This is a genomic window from Nocardioides acrostichi (assembly GCF_015319165.1).
GTDB classification, from domain to species: domain Bacteria; phylum Actinomycetota; class Actinomycetes; order Propionibacteriales; family Nocardioidaceae; genus Nocardioides; species Nocardioides acrostichi.
In genome coordinates this window covers 65,224-83,449 of the sequence record NZ_JADIVZ010000016.1, presented here as the reverse complement: position 1 = coordinate 83,449, position 18,226 = coordinate 65,224, and the positions used below count along the sequence as shown (strand labels likewise).

At 70.0% G+C, this 18,226-nt stretch carries 16 protein-coding genes; all 16 read right to left on the bottom strand.

What is annotated here, in order from left to right:
- Positions 1-399: 399 nt before the first annotated feature.
- Entirely contained in the window at positions 400-1,419 is a 1,020-nt protein-coding gene (locus ISG29_RS19710; protein WP_194505164.1) for a polyprenyl synthetase family protein, read from the bottom strand.
- A complete protein-coding gene (gene nuoN / locus ISG29_RS19705; RefSeq protein WP_194505163.1) occupies positions 1,416-3,008 on the bottom strand; it encodes an NADH-quinone oxidoreductase subunit NuoN in 1,593 nt (530 codons plus the stop codon). The genes ISG29_RS19710 and nuoN overlap by 4 nt, the downstream gene beginning before the upstream one ends.
- A complete protein-coding gene (locus tag ISG29_RS19700) occupies positions 3,008-4,588 on the bottom strand; it encodes an NADH-quinone oxidoreductase subunit M (RefSeq protein ID WP_194505162.1) in 1,581 nt (526 codons plus the stop codon). The genes nuoN and ISG29_RS19700 overlap by 1 nt, the downstream gene beginning before the upstream one ends.
- Positions 4,588-6,519, bottom strand: a complete 1,932-nt coding sequence (gene nuoL, locus ISG29_RS19695; protein ID WP_194505161.1) for an NADH-quinone oxidoreductase subunit L — start codon at positions 6,517-6,519, stop codon at positions 4,588-4,590. The genes ISG29_RS19700 and nuoL overlap by 1 nt, the downstream gene beginning before the upstream one ends.
- Positions 6,520-6,527: 8 nt before the next feature.
- Positions 6,528-6,830 carry an NADH-quinone oxidoreductase subunit NuoK gene (nuoK, locus tag ISG29_RS19690; RefSeq protein ID WP_194505160.1) on the bottom strand — a complete coding sequence of 101 codons (303 nt, stop codon included), beginning with the start codon at positions 6,828-6,830 and terminating at the stop codon, positions 6,528-6,530.
- Positions 6,827-7,699: an NADH-quinone oxidoreductase subunit J gene (locus tag ISG29_RS19685; protein WP_194505159.1), complete on the bottom strand. Its 873-nt coding sequence runs from the start codon at positions 7,697-7,699 to the stop codon at positions 6,827-6,829. The genes nuoK and ISG29_RS19685 overlap by 4 nt, the downstream gene beginning before the upstream one ends.
- Positions 7,696-8,310: an NADH-quinone oxidoreductase subunit NuoI gene (gene nuoI / locus ISG29_RS19680; protein WP_194505158.1), complete on the bottom strand. Its 615-nt coding sequence runs from the start codon at positions 8,308-8,310 to the stop codon at positions 7,696-7,698. The genes ISG29_RS19685 and nuoI overlap by 4 nt, the downstream gene beginning before the upstream one ends.
- A gap of 1 nt (position 8,311) precedes the next feature.
- The gene (gene nuoH, locus ISG29_RS19675) at positions 8,312-9,658 is read right to left on the bottom strand and encodes an NADH-quinone oxidoreductase subunit NuoH (RefSeq protein WP_194505157.1); all 1,347 of its coding nucleotides are present in this window, start codon (positions 9,656-9,658) and stop codon (positions 8,312-8,314) included.
- The gene (locus tag ISG29_RS19670; protein WP_194505156.1) at positions 9,658-12,084 is read right to left on the bottom strand and encodes an NADH-quinone oxidoreductase subunit G; all 2,427 of its coding nucleotides are present in this window, start codon (positions 12,082-12,084) and stop codon (positions 9,658-9,660) included. The genes nuoH and ISG29_RS19670 overlap by 1 nt, the downstream gene beginning before the upstream one ends.
- Complete coding sequence (nuoF, locus tag ISG29_RS19665) at positions 12,081-13,391, bottom strand: NADH-quinone oxidoreductase subunit NuoF (protein WP_194505155.1); 1,311 nt, start codon at positions 13,389-13,391, stop codon at positions 12,081-12,083. The genes ISG29_RS19670 and nuoF overlap by 4 nt, the downstream gene beginning before the upstream one ends.
- On the bottom strand, positions 13,391-14,152 hold the full coding sequence (gene nuoE / locus ISG29_RS19660) for an NADH-quinone oxidoreductase subunit NuoE (protein ID WP_194505154.1): 762 nt from the start codon (positions 14,150-14,152) through the stop codon (positions 13,391-13,393). The genes nuoF and nuoE overlap by 1 nt, the downstream gene beginning before the upstream one ends.
- Positions 14,149-15,507: an NADH-quinone oxidoreductase subunit D gene (locus ISG29_RS19655; protein WP_194505153.1), complete on the bottom strand. Its 1,359-nt coding sequence runs from the start codon at positions 15,505-15,507 to the stop codon at positions 14,149-14,151. The genes nuoE and ISG29_RS19655 overlap by 4 nt, the downstream gene beginning before the upstream one ends.
- Positions 15,507-16,220, bottom strand: a complete 714-nt coding sequence (locus ISG29_RS19650) for an NADH-quinone oxidoreductase subunit C (protein WP_194505152.1) — start codon at positions 16,218-16,220, stop codon at positions 15,507-15,509. Before ISG29_RS19650 ends, ISG29_RS19655 begins: the two co-directional genes overlap by 1 nt.
- Positions 16,217-16,771 carry a NuoB/complex I 20 kDa subunit family protein gene (locus ISG29_RS19645; RefSeq protein WP_194505151.1) on the bottom strand — a complete coding sequence of 185 codons (555 nt, stop codon included), beginning with the start codon at positions 16,769-16,771 and terminating at the stop codon, positions 16,217-16,219. The genes ISG29_RS19650 and ISG29_RS19645 overlap by 4 nt, the downstream gene beginning before the upstream one ends.
- Before the next feature lie 127 nt (positions 16,772-16,898).
- A complete protein-coding gene (locus tag ISG29_RS19640; protein WP_194505150.1) occupies positions 16,899-17,258 on the bottom strand; it encodes an NADH-quinone oxidoreductase subunit A in 360 nt (119 codons plus the stop codon).
- Positions 17,259-17,488: 230 nt separating this feature from the next.
- The gene (locus ISG29_RS19635; RefSeq protein ID WP_194505149.1) at positions 17,489-18,178 is read right to left on the bottom strand and encodes a demethylmenaquinone methyltransferase; all 690 of its coding nucleotides are present in this window, start codon (positions 18,176-18,178) and stop codon (positions 17,489-17,491) included.
- Between the last annotated feature and the right edge of the window lie 48 nt (positions 18,179-18,226).

Below are 18,226 nucleotides of genomic sequence, written 5' to 3'. Positions count from 1 at the left end.
AGAGCCCAATCCTCCACAGAGATCACCCATCCAATCTGTCTGGGTGGCCTCGTTTTCGACCGTCGCTATGGCCTCGTTTTCAAGCGTCGTCGACAAGCAGCCTTGCCTCTCGTCTCACCGGGTTTCGACACGCTCGTCGCTAGCGCTCCTCACGGCTCAACCACCGACGAACGCGCTCGTCGCTAGCGCTCCTCACGGCTCAACCACCGGCCACCCCGGTGGTTGAGCCGCCGAATGCCGAAGGCGAAGGCGTGTCGAAACCCGGTGAGGTGCCAAGCGGCCCTGCCTCTCGTCTCACCGGGTTTCGACGCGCTCGTCGCTAGCGCTCCTCCCGGCTCAACCACCGACCGACGCGCTCGTCGCTGGCGCTCCTCACGGCTCAACCACCGGTGGGCGGGGTCAGCCGGTGCGAGTGGCGACCAGGTCGGCGAAGGCCTCCAGGGCCGAGCGCACCGGCCCGTCGGGTAGCACGGAGAGCCGGGCCTTCGCCTCGGCGGCCTGCGCGACGACGTAGGCGCGGGCCTCGTGCATCGCCGGATGCGCCCGGAGCAGGCGCAACGCCTCGTCGACGTCGGCGTCGTCGGCGATGGGGCCGGCGAGCAGCTCCAGCAGCCGCTGGTCACCGGGCTCGGATGAGCCGCGTGCGGCTGCCTGGGCCATGAGCGTGGGCAGCGTCGGCACGCCCTCTCGGAGGTCGGTTCCGGGTGTCTTGCCGGACTCCTCGGACTCCGAGGCGACATCGAGGATGTCGTCGGAGAGCTGGAAGGCGGAGCCGACGATCTCGCCGTACTCGGCCAGGGCCTCCTCGACCTCACGGGTCGCGCCGCCGAAGCGGGCGCCGTAGCGGGCGGAGGTGGCGATGAGCGAGCCGGTCTTGCCGGCGACGACCTCGAGGTAGTGGGCGAGGGGATCCTCCCCGGGCTCGGGGGTGACCGTCTCGAGGATCTGGCCCTCGACCAGCCGGCCGAACGTCTCGGCCTGGATCCGCACGGCCTCGGCGCCCAGGCGTGAGGTGAGCTCGGAGGATCGGGCGAAGAGGAAGTCTCCGGTGAGGATCGCGACCAGGTTGTCCCAGCGCGCGTTGGCGGACTCCGCCCCGCGTCGCAGGTCGGCCTCGTCCATGACGTCGTCGTGGTAGAGCGACCCGAGGTGGGTGATCTCGACGACGCACGCGGCCGTCAGCACGTCGTCACTGTGCGGGTGCTCCCCCACCTCGGCGGCGAGCAGCACCAGCAACGGCCGGAACCTCTTGCCACCGGCGGCGAGCAGGTGCGAGGCCGCCTGACTGACGTACGCCGTGCGACCCTTGACCTCGTGGGCGAGCAGGCCCTCGACGACCTCCATTCGCTCCCTCAGCCGGGCCGCGAGAGCGGCGTCGGTGACCGGCAGGGCCAGGGTGGCCGGAAGCGGGGTGCTCATCTGATGAACTGCCCGGCGTGCCCGGCCAGCGTCAGCAGCGGTCCGGGGACCACACCGAGCACCAGGGTGCCGAGCACCCCGACCACGATGGTGCCGCTGGTGAGCAGGGACGGGCGGGTGACCGTCGCGACCTCACCGACCGGGCCCTCGGGCTCGCTGAAGAACATGACCCGGATCTGGCGCACGTAGAAGAACACCGCGATCACCGACGACGCGATGGCCACGGCCACCACCGGCCAGGCACCGGCCGACACGGCCACCGTGAACACGGCCCACTTGCCGATGAAGCCACCCGTGAGCGGGATGCCGGCCATGGAGAGCAGGAAGAACGCGAACGCGGCCGCGACGAGCGGCGAGCGGCGTCCGAGACCGGCCCAGCGCACCATGCCGGTGGCCTCGCCGGAGGCATCACGCACCAGGCTCACCACGGCGAACGCACCGAGCGTCGCGAAGGAGTAGGTGACCAGGTAGAAGAGCACGGCCTGGGTCGAGGTGACCTGACCCGCGGCCAGGTCCCCGACCGACTGCGCACCGAGCACGCCGGTGAGCAGGAAGCCGGTGTGGGCCACCGAGGAGTAGGCGAGCATGCGCTTGACGTCGCTCTGCACCACGGCGAGCACGACGCCGAGCAGCATGGTGAGGATCGCGATGACCCAGAGCATCGGCTGCCAGTTCCAGCGGTCGGAGCCGAACGCCACGTAGAACAGTCGCAGGATCGCTCCGAACGCGGCGATCTTGGTGCCGGCCGACATGAACGCGGTGACCGGGGTCGGGGCGCCCTGGTAGACGTCGGGGGTCCAGGCGTGGAACGGCACGGCGCCGACCTTGAACAGCAGGCCGACGGCGAGCATGCCGATGCCGATGGTGAGCAGCGCGGTGTTGCCGGTGTCGCTGCGCACGGCCTGGTCGATGCCCGCGAAGTCCATGGTGCCGGCGAAGCCGTAGACCAGGGCGACGCCGTAGAGGAAGAAGCCGGAGGAGAACGCGCCGAGCAGGAAGTACTTCATGGCCGCCTCCTGGCTGAGCAGGCGACGACGACGCGCGAGACCGCAGAGCAGGTAGAGGGGCAGCGAGAGCACCTCGAGGGCGACGAACATGGTGAGCAGGTCGCCGGACGCCGGGAACAGCATCATGCCGGAGACCGCGAACATCATGAGCGGGTAGACCTCGGTGTGGTCGAGGCTCTGCGCGTCGCGCTCCGCGTCGGTGCCGGGCAGCGCAGCAGCCTGGCCGGCGAACGCGCTCACACCGTTCTCGAGCCTGCGCTCGGCGAAGAGCAGGATGCCGAGGATCGCGAAGACCAGCACCACGCCCCAGAGGAACACGGTGGGGCCGTCGACGACCACGGAGCCGGCCGCGCCGAGCAGTCCGCGTGCCTGGCCTCCGGCGGCCTCGTCGAGGTTGGTGCCCACGAAGACGGTGCCCACGAGGGCGGCGACCAGGCCGACGAGCGACAGGGCGACCTGGAGCGGGAAGCGCAGACGGCGCACGGCGAAGGCCTCGACGACGACGCCGAGCGCGCCCACTGCGAGCACGACGATGATCGGCCAGATCTCTGCGTACTCGAGAGCCGGCTTGGTGAACTCCATCAGTGGGCCTCCTCGGCGTGACCCGCGGCCGGGGCCGTGACGTCGGGCGGGGCGTCGGTGACGCCGACATGGCTCATCAGATCACCGATGTAGGGGTTGGCGGCGTCGAGCAGGGGCGTCGGATAGAAGCCCAGGAACACCAGGGCCGCGACCAGCGGGGCCACGGCGGCGATCTCGCGCACCGACACGTCGCGACTGCTCGGCAGCGCCGGGTCGGCCAGCGCCTCGGGCGTCGGGCCGGTCATGGTGCGCTGGTACATCCACAGCACGTAGATCGCGGCGAGCACGATGCCGGTGACCGCGACCGCACCCACGAACCAGTGGTACTGGAACGCCGAGATGATGACCAGGAACTCGGAGACGAAGGTCGAGAGTCCCGGCAGACCGAGCGTGGCCAGACCGGCCACGAGCATCAGGCCGGCGAGCACCGGGGTCAGCTTCTCCTGCCCACCCATTGCGGCGATCGAGGCGGTGCCGCGACGCTTGATCGCGTACCCGGCGAGCAGGAACAGCGCGGCGGTGCCGAGACCGTGGTTGACCATGTACAGGACCGCACCGGTGCCGCCCTGGCTGGAGAACACGAAGATGCCCAGCACGATGAAGCCGAAGTGCGAGAGCGACGTCAGCCCGATGAGGCGCAGGAGGTCGTCCTGACCGATGGCGAGCAGCGCGCCGTAGACGATCGAGACGAGCGCGAGCGCGATGACCACCGGGGTCGCCCACTGCGAGGCCTCGGGGAAGATGCCGAGACAGAACCGGAGCATGCCGAAGGTGCCGATCTTGTCGAGCACGCAGACCAGCAGCACCGAGGTGCCCGGCGTGGCCTTCTCGGTCGTGTCGGCCAGCCACGTGTGCACCGGGAACAGCGGCGCCTTGATCGCGAACGCCACGAAGAACGTCACGAAGAGCACCCGCCCGGCCGTGGTGCCGATGTCGAGGCTCATCAGGTCGCTGAGCAGATAGGACGGCGCACCCTGCTGCGCGCTGACGACGTAGAGGCCGATGACGCCACCGAGCAGCACCAGGCCACCGGCGAGCTGGAAGAGCAGGAACTTCACCGCCGCGGCCGAGCGACCGGCACGGCCGAAGCCGCCGATGAGGAAGTACGCCGGGATCAGCGTGGCCTCGAAGACGATGTAGAAGAGGAACACGTCGGTGGCCAGGAACACGGCGAGCGACAGCGCCTCGAGAGCGAGGGTCCAGGCGATGAAGCCGGCCGAGCCGCCCTGGCCGTTGCCGTCGAGGGCGCCGTAGCCGGCCTCGCCTTCGTCGGCGTCCTTCCAGGAGGCGGCGATGACGATCGGCACGAGCACCGCGGTGAGCAGCACCATGAGCAGCCCGAGGCCGTCGACCCCGAGCGCGTAGTGCACGCCGAAGGCGCTGATCCAGTCGTAGGTCTCGGTGAACTGCATGCCGTCGCTCGCGTGGTATTGCGCCGCGACCGCGACACCCACGCCGAGGGTCACCAGCGAGAAGACCAGACCGACCTGCCGGGCGAGCGCGGCACCCACGACGGGCACCAGCGCGGCGCCGGCGAGCGGCACCAGCAGCATGACGGTGAGCCAGGGGAAGTCGGACATCAGAGGTTCACCACCGCGAGGGTCACGATCACGATCAGGACACCGGAGAGCACGGAGAGCGCGTAGGAGCGGACGAAGCCGTTCTGGAGCTTGCGCAGCCCCTGGCCGGCGCCGGCGACCACGCTGGCACCGCCACGCACGAGTCCGTCGGCACCGCTGTGGTCGAAGCCGACCACCCCGGACGTGAGCACCCGGCCGGGCTGCACGACCAGGCCCTCGTTGATGGCGTCTCCGTAGAGGTCGGCCCGCGCTGCCTTGATGACCGGCGAGACGTCGATGGGCATGGTGGCGGGCACCGGGCGGCGTCCGAAGAGCAGCCAGGCCACGGCCACGCCCGCGGCGACGACGACGACCGTGATGGCCGTCAGCGCCAGCGCCGGGATCGGCAGCGCGTGCTCGGGCGCCTCGCCGACGACCGGGCTGAGCCAGTCGACGATCCAGTGCCCGATGAACAGCACGCCGCCGAGCACCGAGAGGGCGGCCAGCACCATGAGCGGGACCGTCATGACCGACGGCGACTCGTGCGGGTGGACGTCCTTGAGCCACCGCTTCTCGCCGAAGAAGGTCATGAGCATCAGCCGGGTCATGTAGAAGCCGGTGACTCCGGCACCGAGCAGAGCGCAGACACCGGCGATGGGGCTCTCGACGAGCGCGGCCTCGATGATGTGGTCCTTGGACCAGAAGCCGGAGAAGCCCGGGAAGCCGATGATCGCCAGGTAGCCCATCGCGAAGGTGGCGAAGGTGACCGGCATGGCCTTGCGCAGCGCGCCGTAGTGGCGCATGTCGACATCGTCGTCCATGCCGTGCATGACCGACCCGGCGCCGAGGAACATGTTGGCCTTGAAGAACCCGTGGGTCAGCAGGTGGAAGATCGCGAACGCGTAGCCGTACACACCCAGGCCCGCGGCCAGCACCATGTAGCCGATCTGGCTCATGGTCGAACCGGCCAGCGCCTTCTTGATGTCGTCCTTGGCGCAGCCGATGACCGCGCCCCACAGCAGGGTGACGGTACCGACGACGACCACGGCGGTCTGCGCGTGCGGGGCGAGCTCGAAGATGAAGTTGGAGCGGGTGATGAGGTAGACGCCCGCAGTGACCATGGTCGCTGCGTGGATCAGGGCCGAGACCGGGGTCGGGCCCTCCATGGCGTCGAGCAGCCACGCCTGGAGCGGCACCTGGGCCGACTTGCCGCACGCTCCGAGGAGGAGCAGCAGACCGATGGCGGTGAGCGCGCCGTCGCCGGCCTCGCCCGCGCCCTGGCTGATCACGGTGAAGCTGGTGGAGCCGAAGGTCACGAAGAACATGGCGATCGCCAGGCTCATGCCGATGTCGCCAACGCGGTTGATGACGAAGGCCTTCTTGGCCGCGGCCGCCGCCGAGGGCTTGTGCTGCCAGAAGCCGATGAGCAGGTAGGAGGCCAGGCCCACGCCCTCCCAGCCCAGGAACAGGCCGAGGTAGTTCTCGCTCATGACCAGCATGAGCATCGCCGCGACGAAGAGGTTGAGGTAGCCGAAGAACCGACGGCGGCGGGGGTCGTGGCTCATGTACCCGATCGAGTACACGTGGATGAGCGACCCGACGCCGGTGATGAGCAGCAGGAAGAGGATGGTCAACGGGTCGACCAGCAGGTCCATGCCCACACGGAAGTCGCCGACGCTCACCCAGTCCCAGAGGTGCTGGGAGACCGAGCGCTCCGTCTCGTCGCGCCCCAGCAGGTCGAGCAGCATGTAGACGCTGATCGCGAACGACCCGATCGGCATGGCCGTGCCCAGGTAGTGACCCCAGGAGTCGGTGCGCCTCCCGCCGAGCAGCAGCACCGCGGCGCCGGCCAGCGGCAGCGCGATCACCAGCCACATCAGCGAGAAGACACCCGCGGTGCCCAACGGATCGACGACCGGGATGGAGTGGCCGCCTTCAGTGAACAAGAACATCGTCCGCCTTAGTACTTGAGGAGGCTCGCGTCGTCGACCGAGGCCGAGCGACGGGTCCGGAAGATGGTCATGATGATGGCCAGGCCGACGACGACCTCGGCCGCCGCGACGACCATCACGAAGAACGCCGCGATCTGACCCTCGAGGTCACCGTGCTGGTAGGCGAAGGCGACCAGGGCCAGGTTGGAGGCGTTGAGCATGAGCTCGACGCACATGAACACGACGATGGCGTTGCGGCGCACCAGCACCCCGACCGTGCCGATCGTGAACAGGATCGCGCTGAGCAGGATGTAGGGAGTGACGTCGTTCACCGCGGTGCTCCCGTCGGGCTGTCCGTCGCGCTCGCATCGGCGCCCGGGTTCTCGGTGTTGTGGCCGGTGCCGGACGAGGTGTCGACACCGCTGGCGGCGCCGCCGTCCGGGCCGTCGATCTGCGCCAGCGCCCGACGCACGTCGTCGACGTCGTCGGCCAGTGCCGGTGCGGAGCGCACCGTGCCGCGTGCGGCCAGCACCGCCGAGACCGACGTCGGCTCCGGCGTGCCGTCGGGCAGCAGGGCCGGGGTGTCGACCGCGTTGTGCCGGGCGTAGACCCCGGGTGAGGGCAGCGGACCGAGGTGCTTACCGGACTCGGCGAAGTCACGCACGCGCTGGGCCGCGGTCTCGGCCTGCCCCGCCTTGGGCACCAGCCGCTCGCGGTGTGCGAGCACCATGGCGCCCACGGCGGCGGTGATGAGCAGCGCGCTGGTGACCTCGAAGGCGAACACGTAGCGGCTGAAGAGGATGTTGGCCAGCGCCTGGATGTTGCCGGCGGCGTTGGCGTCGTCGAGCCCCGTGGCGGCGCCCAGTGCGATCTGGGAGAGCCCCACGACGAGGAAGACGCCGAGCACGAGGCCACCGAGGATCGCCAGCACCCGCTGCCCACGGATGGTCTCGACCGCGGAGTCGGCCGCGTCGACGCCCACGAGCATGAGGACGAAGAGGAACAGCATGAGGATCGCGCCGGTGTAGACGATGATCTGCACCGCGAAGAGGAAGGGCCCGGCCAGGGTCAGGTAGAGGATCGCGAGGCTGATCATCACCACGGCCAACAGCAGGGCCGCGTGCACGGCCTTGCGCACGAGCAGCACGCCGAGAGCGGCCGGCACCATGATGATGGCCAGGATCCAGAAGGTCACGCTCACGCCTGCTCCTCCCCCGTGCCCGCGCCGGCGAGCGTCTCGGCCGGCGAGGCGGCGTACGCGCCTCGGTAGTAGTCGCCCTCGTCGTCACCGAGCCGCATCGGGTGCGGCGGCTGCTCCATGCCGGGCAGCATCGGGGCGAGCAGGTCGGACTTCTCGTAGATGAGGTCGGCTCGGCTGGTGTCGGCCAGCTCGTACTCGTTGGTCATCGTGAGCGCGCGCGTGGGGCACGCCTCGATGCACAGCCCGCAGAGGATGCAGCGCAGGTAGTTGATCTGGTAGACGCGGCCGTAGCGCTCGCCCGGGCTGAACCGGCCCTCACCGTCGGCGCTGTCGTCGTTGGCTGCGCCCTCGACGTAGATGGCGTCGGCCGGGCAGGCCCACGCGCACAGCTCGCAGCCGACGCACTTCTCCAGTCCGTCGGGCCAGCGGTTGAGTTGGTGCCGCCCGTGGAAGCGCGGCGCCGTGGGCTCCTTCTGGAACGGGTACTGCTCGGTGACGACCTTCTTGAACATCGTGCGGAAGGTGACGCCGAACCCCGCGATGGGGTCGATCAGCTGTTCCTTGAGGGTCTGCGGCTGGCCGGACTCCGCGCCCGGCTTCTTCTCGGCCATGTCAGACCTCGCTTCCTGTGGTCGTGCCCGCGGACGCCGCGCTGGCGGTGCCCGGTTCGGCGCTGGTGCGGAAGACCAGCGGGGCAGCGGCACCCCGTACCGCGCCGCCGGTCGGCATGGGGGGTACGGGGAAGCCGCCGGCGCGCGGCTCGGTGTCGACCGCCTCGTCGTCCTCGACGTCGTCGGAGCCGACGAAGCCGAGCAGCAGCAGCGCCACGAACACGACGCCGCCGAAGATCAGCACCTCGCGCATGTCGAAGTCGCGCGTCGTGGAGAGGTAGCGCATGGTCGCCACGAGCACGATCCAGACCAGCGAGACCGGAATGAGCAGCTTCCACCCCAGCGCCATGAACTGGTCGTAGCGCAGTCGCGGCAGGGTGCCGCGCAGCCAGATGAAGCAGAAGATGAAGAACAGCACCTTGCCGAAGAACCAGACCATCGGCAGGTAGCCCTCGTTCGCCCCGGCCCAGACGTGGTCGAGCCAGAACGGGGCGTGCCAGCCGCCGAGGAACAGCGTGGTGGCCAGCGCCGAGACGGTCGCCATGTTGATGTACTCGGCGAGGAAGAACAGCGCGAACTTCAACGAGGAGTACTCGGTGTGGAAGCCGCCGACGAGCTCGCCCTCGGCCTCGGGGAGGTCGAAGGGGGCTCGGTTGGTCTCGCCGACCATCGAGATCAGGTAGATCACGAACGACGGGAAGAGGATCAGGCCGTACCAGAGGTTGTCCTGGGCGGCGACGATCTCGCTGGTCGACATCGAGCCGGCGTAGAGGAACACCGCGACCAGGGCCAGGCCCATCGAGACCTCGTAGGAGATCATCTGGGCGCTCGAGCGCAGACCGCCGAGCAGGGCGTAGGTGGAGCCCGAGGACCAGCCGCCGAGCACGATGCCGTAGATGCCGATCGAGGCGATGGCCATCACGAAGAGCACCGCGACCGGCATGTCGGTCAGCTGCAGCGGCGTGCGCTGCCCGAACATCGAGACCTCGGGGCCGAAGGGGATCACCGCGAAGGTGATGAACGCGGTGGTGGCCGCGATGACCGGTGCGAGGACGAACACGACCTTGTCGGCCGCGGTCGGGATGATGTCCTCCTTCAGCGCCAGCTTCACGCCGTCGGCCAGCGACTGCAGCAGGCCGAAGGGGCCGTGCACGTTGGGGCCGATGCGGTGCTGCATGCGCGCCACGACGCGTCGCTCCCACCAGATGTTGAACAGCGTGAGCAGCACGAGGATGCCGAACACGCCGACGGTCTTGATGAGGATGATCCACCAGGCGTCGTGGCCGAAGGCCGCGAGGCTGCCGGTGGTGTCGGCGCTGGGAATCGCGGCCGCCGTCAGCGCACTCATCAGTGGGACGCTCCCTTCACGATCACCCGGGTGCCGGGTGAGGCGAGGCCGGCGAGCACGCCGGACCCGGTGGAGTTGGCCGGCACCCAGCAGACGCCGTCGACCATGTCGGCGACGACCTCGAGCGGGGCGTGCAGCGTGCCGCGGTCGCCCTCGACGGTGACGGCGGTGCCGCCCTCGAGGCCGAGCGAGGAGGCCGTGCCGGGGCCGACCCGCACGACGACGGGCCGGGCGGTGGCGGCGAGGTGCTTGTCGCCGTCGAGCATCGTGCCCTGGTCGATCATCGTCTTCCAGGTCGAGAGCACGAGGCCCTCGGCAGAGGCCGGAGCGGGCGCGACGGGCGCGAAGGCGGCGCGGTCGCCGTCCCACGGGCCGAGGTCGGCCATCTCGGCGCGTGCCTCGTGCACGGTCTTGAAGCCGAGCGGGGCGCCCAGCTCGGCGGCGATGCCGGCCAGCGAGCGCAGGTCGGGCAGCGACGAGGGCGAGGGCAGCACGGCCTCGAACGGCCGTGGACGACCCTCCCAGGTGAGATAGGTGCCGGCCTTCTCGACCGCCGCGGCCACCGGGAAGACGACGTCGGCGGCGCGGGTGACGTCGGTGGCGCGCAGGTCGAGCGCCACGACGAAGGACGCCGCCTCGAGTGCCGCGCGGGTCAGGGCCGGGTCGCTGGTGTCGGCCGGGTCGACCCCGCCGACGACCAGGGCCGCGACCTCGCCGGCCGCCACGGCGGTGGCGATGGCGTCGGCGTCGCGACCGGGCGTCTCGGGCAGCGAGCCGACGCCCCACGACGTGGCGACGTCGACGCGCGCCGCGGGGTCGGCGACCGGGCGGCCACCGGGCAGCAGGTTCGGCAGGCAACCGGCCTCGACCGCACCACGGTCGCCGGCGCGACGCGGCACCCAGGCCAGCCGGGCGCCGGTCTTCGCGGCGAGGTCGACGGCGGCCGACAGCGCCCCCGGCACGCCGGCCAGGCGCTCGCCGAGCAGGATGACCGCGGACTTGTCGATGCCGTGCTCGCCTTGCTCGACCATCGCGGCGAGCGCCGCGGGCTCCTCACCCGGGGCGGTCGGCACCAGGGTGCCGTTCATCTTGGTGAGGCCGCGCGTGGTGAAGGGCGCGATCGCGAGGATCCGCTTCGGCCCCTGGCGGGAGGCCTTGCGCAGCCGCAGGAAGATCGTGCCCGCTTCGTCCTCGGGCTCCAGGCCCGCCAGCACCACGGTGGTCGCGGTCTCGAGGTCGAGGTAGCTGACGCCTCCGGCCCACGGGCCACTCAGCGCCACGTGGGAAGCGAGGAAGTCGCCCTCCTCGACCGAGAGCGGGCGGGAGCGGAAGTCGACGTCGTTGGTGCCGAGCGCGACGCGCGCGAACTTGGCGTAGGCGTAGGCGTCCTCGGCGGTGAGCCGGCCACCGGCGAGCACGGCCGCCGAGCCGGCGTTCTTCAGGCCGGCCGCGGCGACGGCGAACGCCTCGGGCCACGAGGCCGGGCGCAGCTCACCCCGTTCACCATCGGGCAGAGTCTCGCGGATCATCGGGTAGGTGAGCCGGTCGTCCTGAGCGGCGTAGGTGAAGCCGAAGCGGTCCTTGTCGGTGATCCACTCCTCGTTCACCTCCGGGTCGTCACCGGAGAGGCGGCGCATGACCCTGCCGCGCCGGTGGTCGATGCGGATCGCGGCGCCGCAGGCGTCGTGCTCGGCCACGCTCGGGGTCGACACGAGGTCGAACGGACGGCTGCGGAACCGGTAGGACTCCGAGGTCAGGGCGCCGACCGGGCAGATCTGGATGGTGTTGCCGGAGAAGTAGGAGAGGAACGGCGCGTCGGGTGCGATGCCGATCTGCTGCTGCGCGCCGCGCTCGACCAGCGCGATGAACGGATCGCCGGCGATCTCGGCGGCGAAGCGGGTGCATCGCTGGCACACGATGCAGCGCTCACGGTCGAGCAGCACCTGGGGGCTGAGGTTGATCGGCTTCGGGAAGGTGCGCTTGACGCCGCCGGTGCCCGAGGAGACGAACCGGGACTCGCCCTGGCCGTTGCTCATCGCCTGGTTCTGCAGCGGGCACTCACCACCCTTGTCGCAGACGGGGCAGTCGAGCGGGTGGTTGATGAGCAGGAACTCCATGACGCCCTGCTGCGCCTTGTCGGCCACTTCGGAGGTCGCCTGGGTGTTGACGACCATGCCCTCGGCGACCGGCAGGGTGCACGAGGCCTGCGGCTTGGGGAAGCCGCGGCCGTTGCCGGCGTCCGGGACGTCGACCAGGCACTGCCGGCAGGCGCCGACGGGGTCAAGCAGCGGGTGGTCGCAGAAGCGCGGCACCGCCACGCCCACCTGCTCGGCGGCGCGGATGACGAGCGTGCCGGCCGGCACGCTCACCTGGACGCCGTCGATGGTGAGCGAGACCAGGTCGGTCTTCTCGGGAGTCTGTGTCATACCGAGGCTCCAGCGGGTGAGAAGGCGGTGGAGGCAGCCGCGTCGAACGGGCAGCCGCCGTGCGTGAGGTGCGCGAGGTACTCGTCGCGGAAGAACTTCACCGAGCTCGAGATTGGGCTGGTGGCGCCGTCACCGAGGGCGCAGAACGAGCGACCCAGGATGTTCTCGCACTGGTCGAGCAGCAGGTCGAGGTCGCTCTCTCGACCCTTGCCCTGCTCGAGCGCCGCCAGGGTCTGCACCAGCCACCAGGTGCCCTCGCGGCACGGGGTGCACTTGCCGCAGGACTCGTGCTTGTAGAACTCGGTCCAGCGCAGCACCGCCCGCACCACGCAGGTGGTCTCGTCGAAGAGCTGGAGAGCACGGGTGCCGAGCATCGTGCCGGCCGCGCCCATGGACTCGAAGTCCAAGGGCAGGTCGAGGTGCTCGTCGGTGAGCAGCGGGGTGGAGGAGCCACCGGGGGTCCAGAACTTCAGCTGGTGACCCTCCCGGATGCCGCCGGCGAGGTCGATGAGCTCGCGCAGCGTGATGCCCAGCGGCGCCTCGTACTGACCCGGCCGGTTGACGTGCCCGGAGAGGGAGAAGATGCCGAAGCCCTTGGACTTCTCGGTGCCCATCGAGGAGAACCACTCGGGGCCGTTCGCGACGATGCTCGGCACCGAGGCGATCGACTCGACGTTGTTGATGACCGTCGGGCTGGCGTACAGACCGGCCACGGCGGGGAAGGGCGGGCGCAGGCGCGGCTGGCCGCGGCGTCCTTCGAGGCCCTCGAGCAGGGCCGTCTCCTCACCGCAGATGTAGGCGCCGGCGCCGGCGTGCACCACGATGTCGAGGTCGTAGCCCGAGCCGTGGATGTCGGTGCCCAGGTGACCGGCGGCGTACGCCTCGGCCACGGCGGCCTGCACCCGGCGGATCACGTGGAGCACCTCGCCGCGGATGTAGATGAACGCCTTGTTCGCGCGGATCGCGAAGCTGGAGATGATGACGCCCTCGACCAGGGTGTGCGGGCTGGCCATCATGAGCGGGATGTCCTTGCAGGTGCCCGGCTCGGACTCGTCGGCGTTGACCACGAGGTACTTCGGCTTCGGGTTGTCCTGCGGGATGAAGCTCCACTTCATGCCCGTCGGGAAGCCCGCACCGCCGCGGCCGCGCAGGCCGGACTCCTTCACGGCCGTGATCAGGTCGTCGGGCGCCATGGAGAGCGCCTTCTCCAGCGCCTTGTAGCCGCCCTGGGCCTCGTAGGCCGGCAGGGTCCAGGCGCGGTCCTGGCCCCAGTTCTTGGTGAGGACGGGAGTGAGGGTGTCGACCATTACTTCGCCTCCTTCTTCTCCGCAGCCGTGGTGTCGGTGGGCGACTCCTGCTCGACCCGCGCCGACTCGGCGACCGGGTCGTCGGAGGTCTTCGGTGCGCCGTCGGCGGCGCCGGACGCCTGTGTGGCGGGCGCCGTCCAACCGCGCTCGGCGGCGATCTCGAGGCCGACCAGGGACGCCGCACCGGCGGCGGGGCCCTCGTCGACCCGGCCGTCGGGGAAGCCGGCGAGCACACGCTCGGCCTCGCGCCAGGTGCACAACCGCGGGCCACGGGTGGAGGTGACCTCCTTGCCGACCCGCAGGTCGTCGACCAGCTGGACGGCCGAAGCCGGGGTCATGTTGTCCATGAACTCCCAGTTGACCATCATCACCGGCGCGTAGTCGCAGGCGGCGTTGCACTCGACGTGCTCGAGGGTGATCGTGCCGTCCTCGGTGGTCTCGTCGTTGCCGACGTCGAGGTGGCTCTTGAGCGTCTCGAAGATCGCGTCGCCGCCCATGACCGCGCACAGGGTGTTGGTGCAGACGCCGACCAGGTGATCGCCGACCGGACGACGCTTGTACATCGTGTAGAAGGTCGCGACACCGCTGACCTCGGCCGGGCTGATGCCGATGATCTCCGCGCAGGTCTCGATGCCCTCGGGGGTCACCCGGCCCTCGACCGACTGCACCAGGTGCAGCATCGGCAGCAGGCCCGAGCGCTTCTCGGGATAGCGGCCGGCGATCTCGACGAGCTCGTCGTGGGTCTTCTGGTCCAGCGTCACCGGTCGACGCCTCCCATCACGGGGTCGATGCTGGCGATGGCGACGATGACGTCGGCGACCATGCCGCCCTCGCTCATCACGCTCGTGGCCTGGAGGTTGGAGAAGGACGGGTCGCGGAAGTGCGCCCGGAACGGACGCGTGCCGCCGTCGGAGACGACATGCGCGCCGAGCTCGCCGCGCGGGCTCTCGATCGGCACGTACGCCTGGCCGGGCGGCACCCGGAACCCCTCGGTCACCAGCTTGAAGTGGTGGATGAGGGCCTCCATGGACTCGCCCATGATGTGCTTGATGTGGTCGAGGCTGTTGCCCTGGCCGTCCGAGCCGATCGAGAGCTGGCTGGGCCAGCCGATCTTCTTGTCCGCGACCATGACGGGCGCGCCCTCGAGGCCGGCCAGCCGGTCGGCGGCCTGCTCGACGATGCGCAGCGACTCCCACATCTCGCCCAGGCGCACCCGGAAGCGACCGTAGGCGTCGCTGGTGTCCCAGGTCTGCACGTCGAACTCGTAGTCCTCGTAGCCGCAGTAGGGCTGGGTCTTGCGCAGGTCCCAGGGGTAGCCGGTCGAGCGCAGCACCGGGCCGGTCAGGCCCAGCGCCAGGCAGCCCTCGAGGTCGAGGTGGCCCACACCCTCGAGGCGGCGCTTGAAGATGGGGTTGGCGTTGCACAGCGCGGCGTACTCGGGGAGCCGCTTCTTCATCAAGGCGATGAAGTCGCGGATCTCGTCGAGCGCCCCGACCGGGAGATCCTGGGCGACGCCGCCGGGGCGGATGAACGCGTGGTTCATGCGCAGGCCGGTGATGAGCTCGAAGAGGTCGAGCACGAGCTCGCGCTCGCGGAAGCCGATGGTCATGACCGTGAGCGCGCCGATCTCCATGCCCCCGGTGGCGATGGCCACCAGGTGGCTGGAGATGCGGTTGAGCTCCATGAGGAGCACCCGCATGACCTGCGCCTTCTCGGGCACGTCGCCCTCGATGTCGAGGAGCCGCTCGGTGCCGAGCACGTAGGTCATCTCGTTGTAGAACGGGCTGAGGTAGTCCATCCGGGTGCAGAACGTGACGCCCTGCGTCCAGGTGCGGAACTCCATGTTCTTCTCGATGCCCGTGTGCAGGTAGCCGATGCCGCAGCGGGCCTCGGTGACCGTCTCGCCCTCGAGCTCGAGGATGAGCCGGAGCACGCCGTGCGTCGACGGGTGCTGCGGGCCCATGTTGACGACGACCCGCTCCTCCTGGCCGTCGGCCAGGCTCGAGCTGATCTCGTCCCAGTCCTGCCCGGTGACGGTGAAGACGCGGCCCTCGGAGGTCTCCGACGTGCCGGCGTAGAGATCCTCGTTGGTCTGGGTCTGATCGGTGGTGGTCATCAGTTGTAGGACCTCCGCTGGTCCGGCGGCGGCACGGTGCCGCCCTTGTACTCCACAGGGATGCCGCCCAGCGGGTAGTCCTTGCGCTGGGGGTGGCCGGGCCAGTCGTCCGGCATGAGGATGCGCGTGAGCGAGGGGTGCCCGTCGAACTGGATGCCGAACATGTCCCAGGTCTCGCGCTCGTGCCAGTCGTTGGCCGGGTAGACCGACACCGTGGAGGGCACGTGCGGGTCGGAGTCCGGGCAGCTGGTCTCGACGCGGACGCGACGGTTCCAGGTCATCGACGTCAGGTGCAGGACGACGTGCAGCTCGCGGCCGAGGTCGTCGGGGTAGTGCACGCCGCTGACGCCCGAGCAGAACTCGAAGCGCAGCGCGGGGTCGTCGCGCAGCACGCGGGCCACGGTGAGCAGGTGCTCGCGGGCCACGTGGAAGGTGATCTCGCCGCGGTGCACGACGACGCTGCCGATCGCCTGGGACACCCCGGCGCCGCCGGTGGCGCGCTCGAGGGAGTCGGCGACCTCGTCGAACCAGCCGCCGTAGGGTCGCTCGGTGGCCGCGGGGTAGACGGTCGGGGTGACCATGCCGCCGTAGCCGGAGGTGTCACCGCTGCCCTTGACGCCGAACATCCCGTGGCGCACGCCGACGCTGGACTGCTCGCCGGTGGTGGCGGGCAGGCCGCTCTCCTGCCCCTGGGTGGACTTCTCGTCGGTCACCGCAGCAGACCCTTCATCTCCGAGGTCGGCAGCGAGACCAGGCCGGCGTCCTCGAGCTCCTTGATCTGGGCGGCGCGGTTGGCGCCGAGCTTGGTGTGCTGCACCTGGTCGTGCAGCTTGAGGATCGCGTCGATGAGCATCTCCGGGCGCGGCGGGCAGCCGGGGAGGTACATGTCGACCGGGACGACGTGGTCGACGCCCTGCACGACGGCGTAGTTGTTGAACATGCCGCCCGAGCTCGCGCACACGCCCATGGCGAGCACCCACTTGGGCTCGGCCATCTGGTCGTAGATCTGCCGCAGCACCGGCGCCATCTTCTGGCTCACCCGGCCCGCCACGATCATCAGGTCGGCCTGCCGGGGGCTGGCCCGGAAGACCTCCATGCCGAAGCGGGCGAGGTCGTACTTGGGCCCGCCGCTGGTCATCATCTCGATGGCGCAGCAGGCCAGCCCGAAGGTGGCCGGCCAGAACGAGGCCTTGCGGAAGTAGCCGGCCACGCCCTCGACGGTGGTGAGCAGCACTCCACTCGGAAGCTTCTCCTCGATACCCATCAGGCATTCACCTCTTGGTCGTGTTGAGCGTCGTCAGGCGTGCGTCCTGCCAAGGCGGAGGAAGGAGGCGGCTCGGGATTGGCCGTCGACTGGCGACGACGAAGGCAGGACGTGCGCATGGCGGCGCTCAGTCCCAGTCCAGGCCGCCGCGGCGCCATACGTAGGCGTAGGCGACGAAGACGGTGGCGATGAAGAGGACCATCTCGATCAGACCGAAGAGGGCCATCGCGTCGAAGTGCACGGCCCAGGGGTAGAGGAAGATGATCTCGATGTCGAAGACGATGAACAGCATCGCGGTGATGTAGTACTTCACCGGGAAGCGGCCGCCGCCCATCGGCTGCGGGGTGGGCTCGATGCCGCACTCGTAGGAGTCGAGCTTGGCGCGGTTGTAGCGCTTGGGCCCGGTCGCCGTGCTCATCACGACGGAGAAGGCGGCGAACCCGAAGCCGAGGGCCCCGAGTACCAACACCGGGATGTAGAGCTCCATGACGAGCGATGTCTCCTCTCCGAGCGTCGCACCCGCGGTTCCGTGCCCTTGTGAACCGAATCACGAAGTGTGGCGCGTCCCTCAGTCTGCCACTGGCCGTGACGCATCGCACCTTGGGGGGCCTCGACGCGCAGGCGGCGCCGACAGCGCCTCCCATCTGGCCATTTAGGCCATGAACATGTGTCCTAAAACATGTCCGTCGGGGCGGAGCAGAGCCGCGCCAGGGCCGCTCAGGCGCGGGCGCGGTGCAGCGCGACGATCCCGCCGGAGAGGTTGCACCACTCAACCGACTCCCAACCGGCCTCGACCATCACGTCCGCGAGCCCCCGCTGGTCGGGCCAGGCCCGGATCGACTCGGCCAGGTAGACGTAGGCGTCGGGACTGCTCGAGACCGCCCGGGCCACGGGCGGCAGCGCGCGCATCAGGTACTCCACGTAGACGGTGCGAAACGGCCTCCACGTGGGGTGGCTGAACTCGCACACGACCAACCGCCCACCCGGCTTGGTCACCCGGCGCATCTCGGCGAGTCCCGCCCGCGGGTCGACGATGTTGCGCAGGCCGAACGAGATCGTCACGGCGTCGAAGGTGGCGTCGGCGAACGGCAGCCTCGTGCCGTCGCCCGCGGTGAAGGGCAGGTGCGGCCGCGCCTGCTTGCCGACGGTCAGCATCCCGAGCGAGAAGTCGCACGGGACGACGGTCGCGCCCCGATCGTGGAACGGCTCGCTCGAGGTGCCGGTACCGGCCGCGAGGTCGAGCACCCGCTCCCCCGCCACGGGGGCGACCGCGTCGAGCACCGCCGTCCGCCACCGACGGTCCTGCCCCAAGGAGAGCACGTCGTTGGTCACGTCGTAGCGGCGCGCGACCGCATCGAACATGCGACGCACGTCGCCGGGCTGCTTGTCCAGGTCTGCTCGTGCCACCGGGTGAGCGTAGTGGCCGACCCGTCACGAGTTTCCACCTGACCCGAT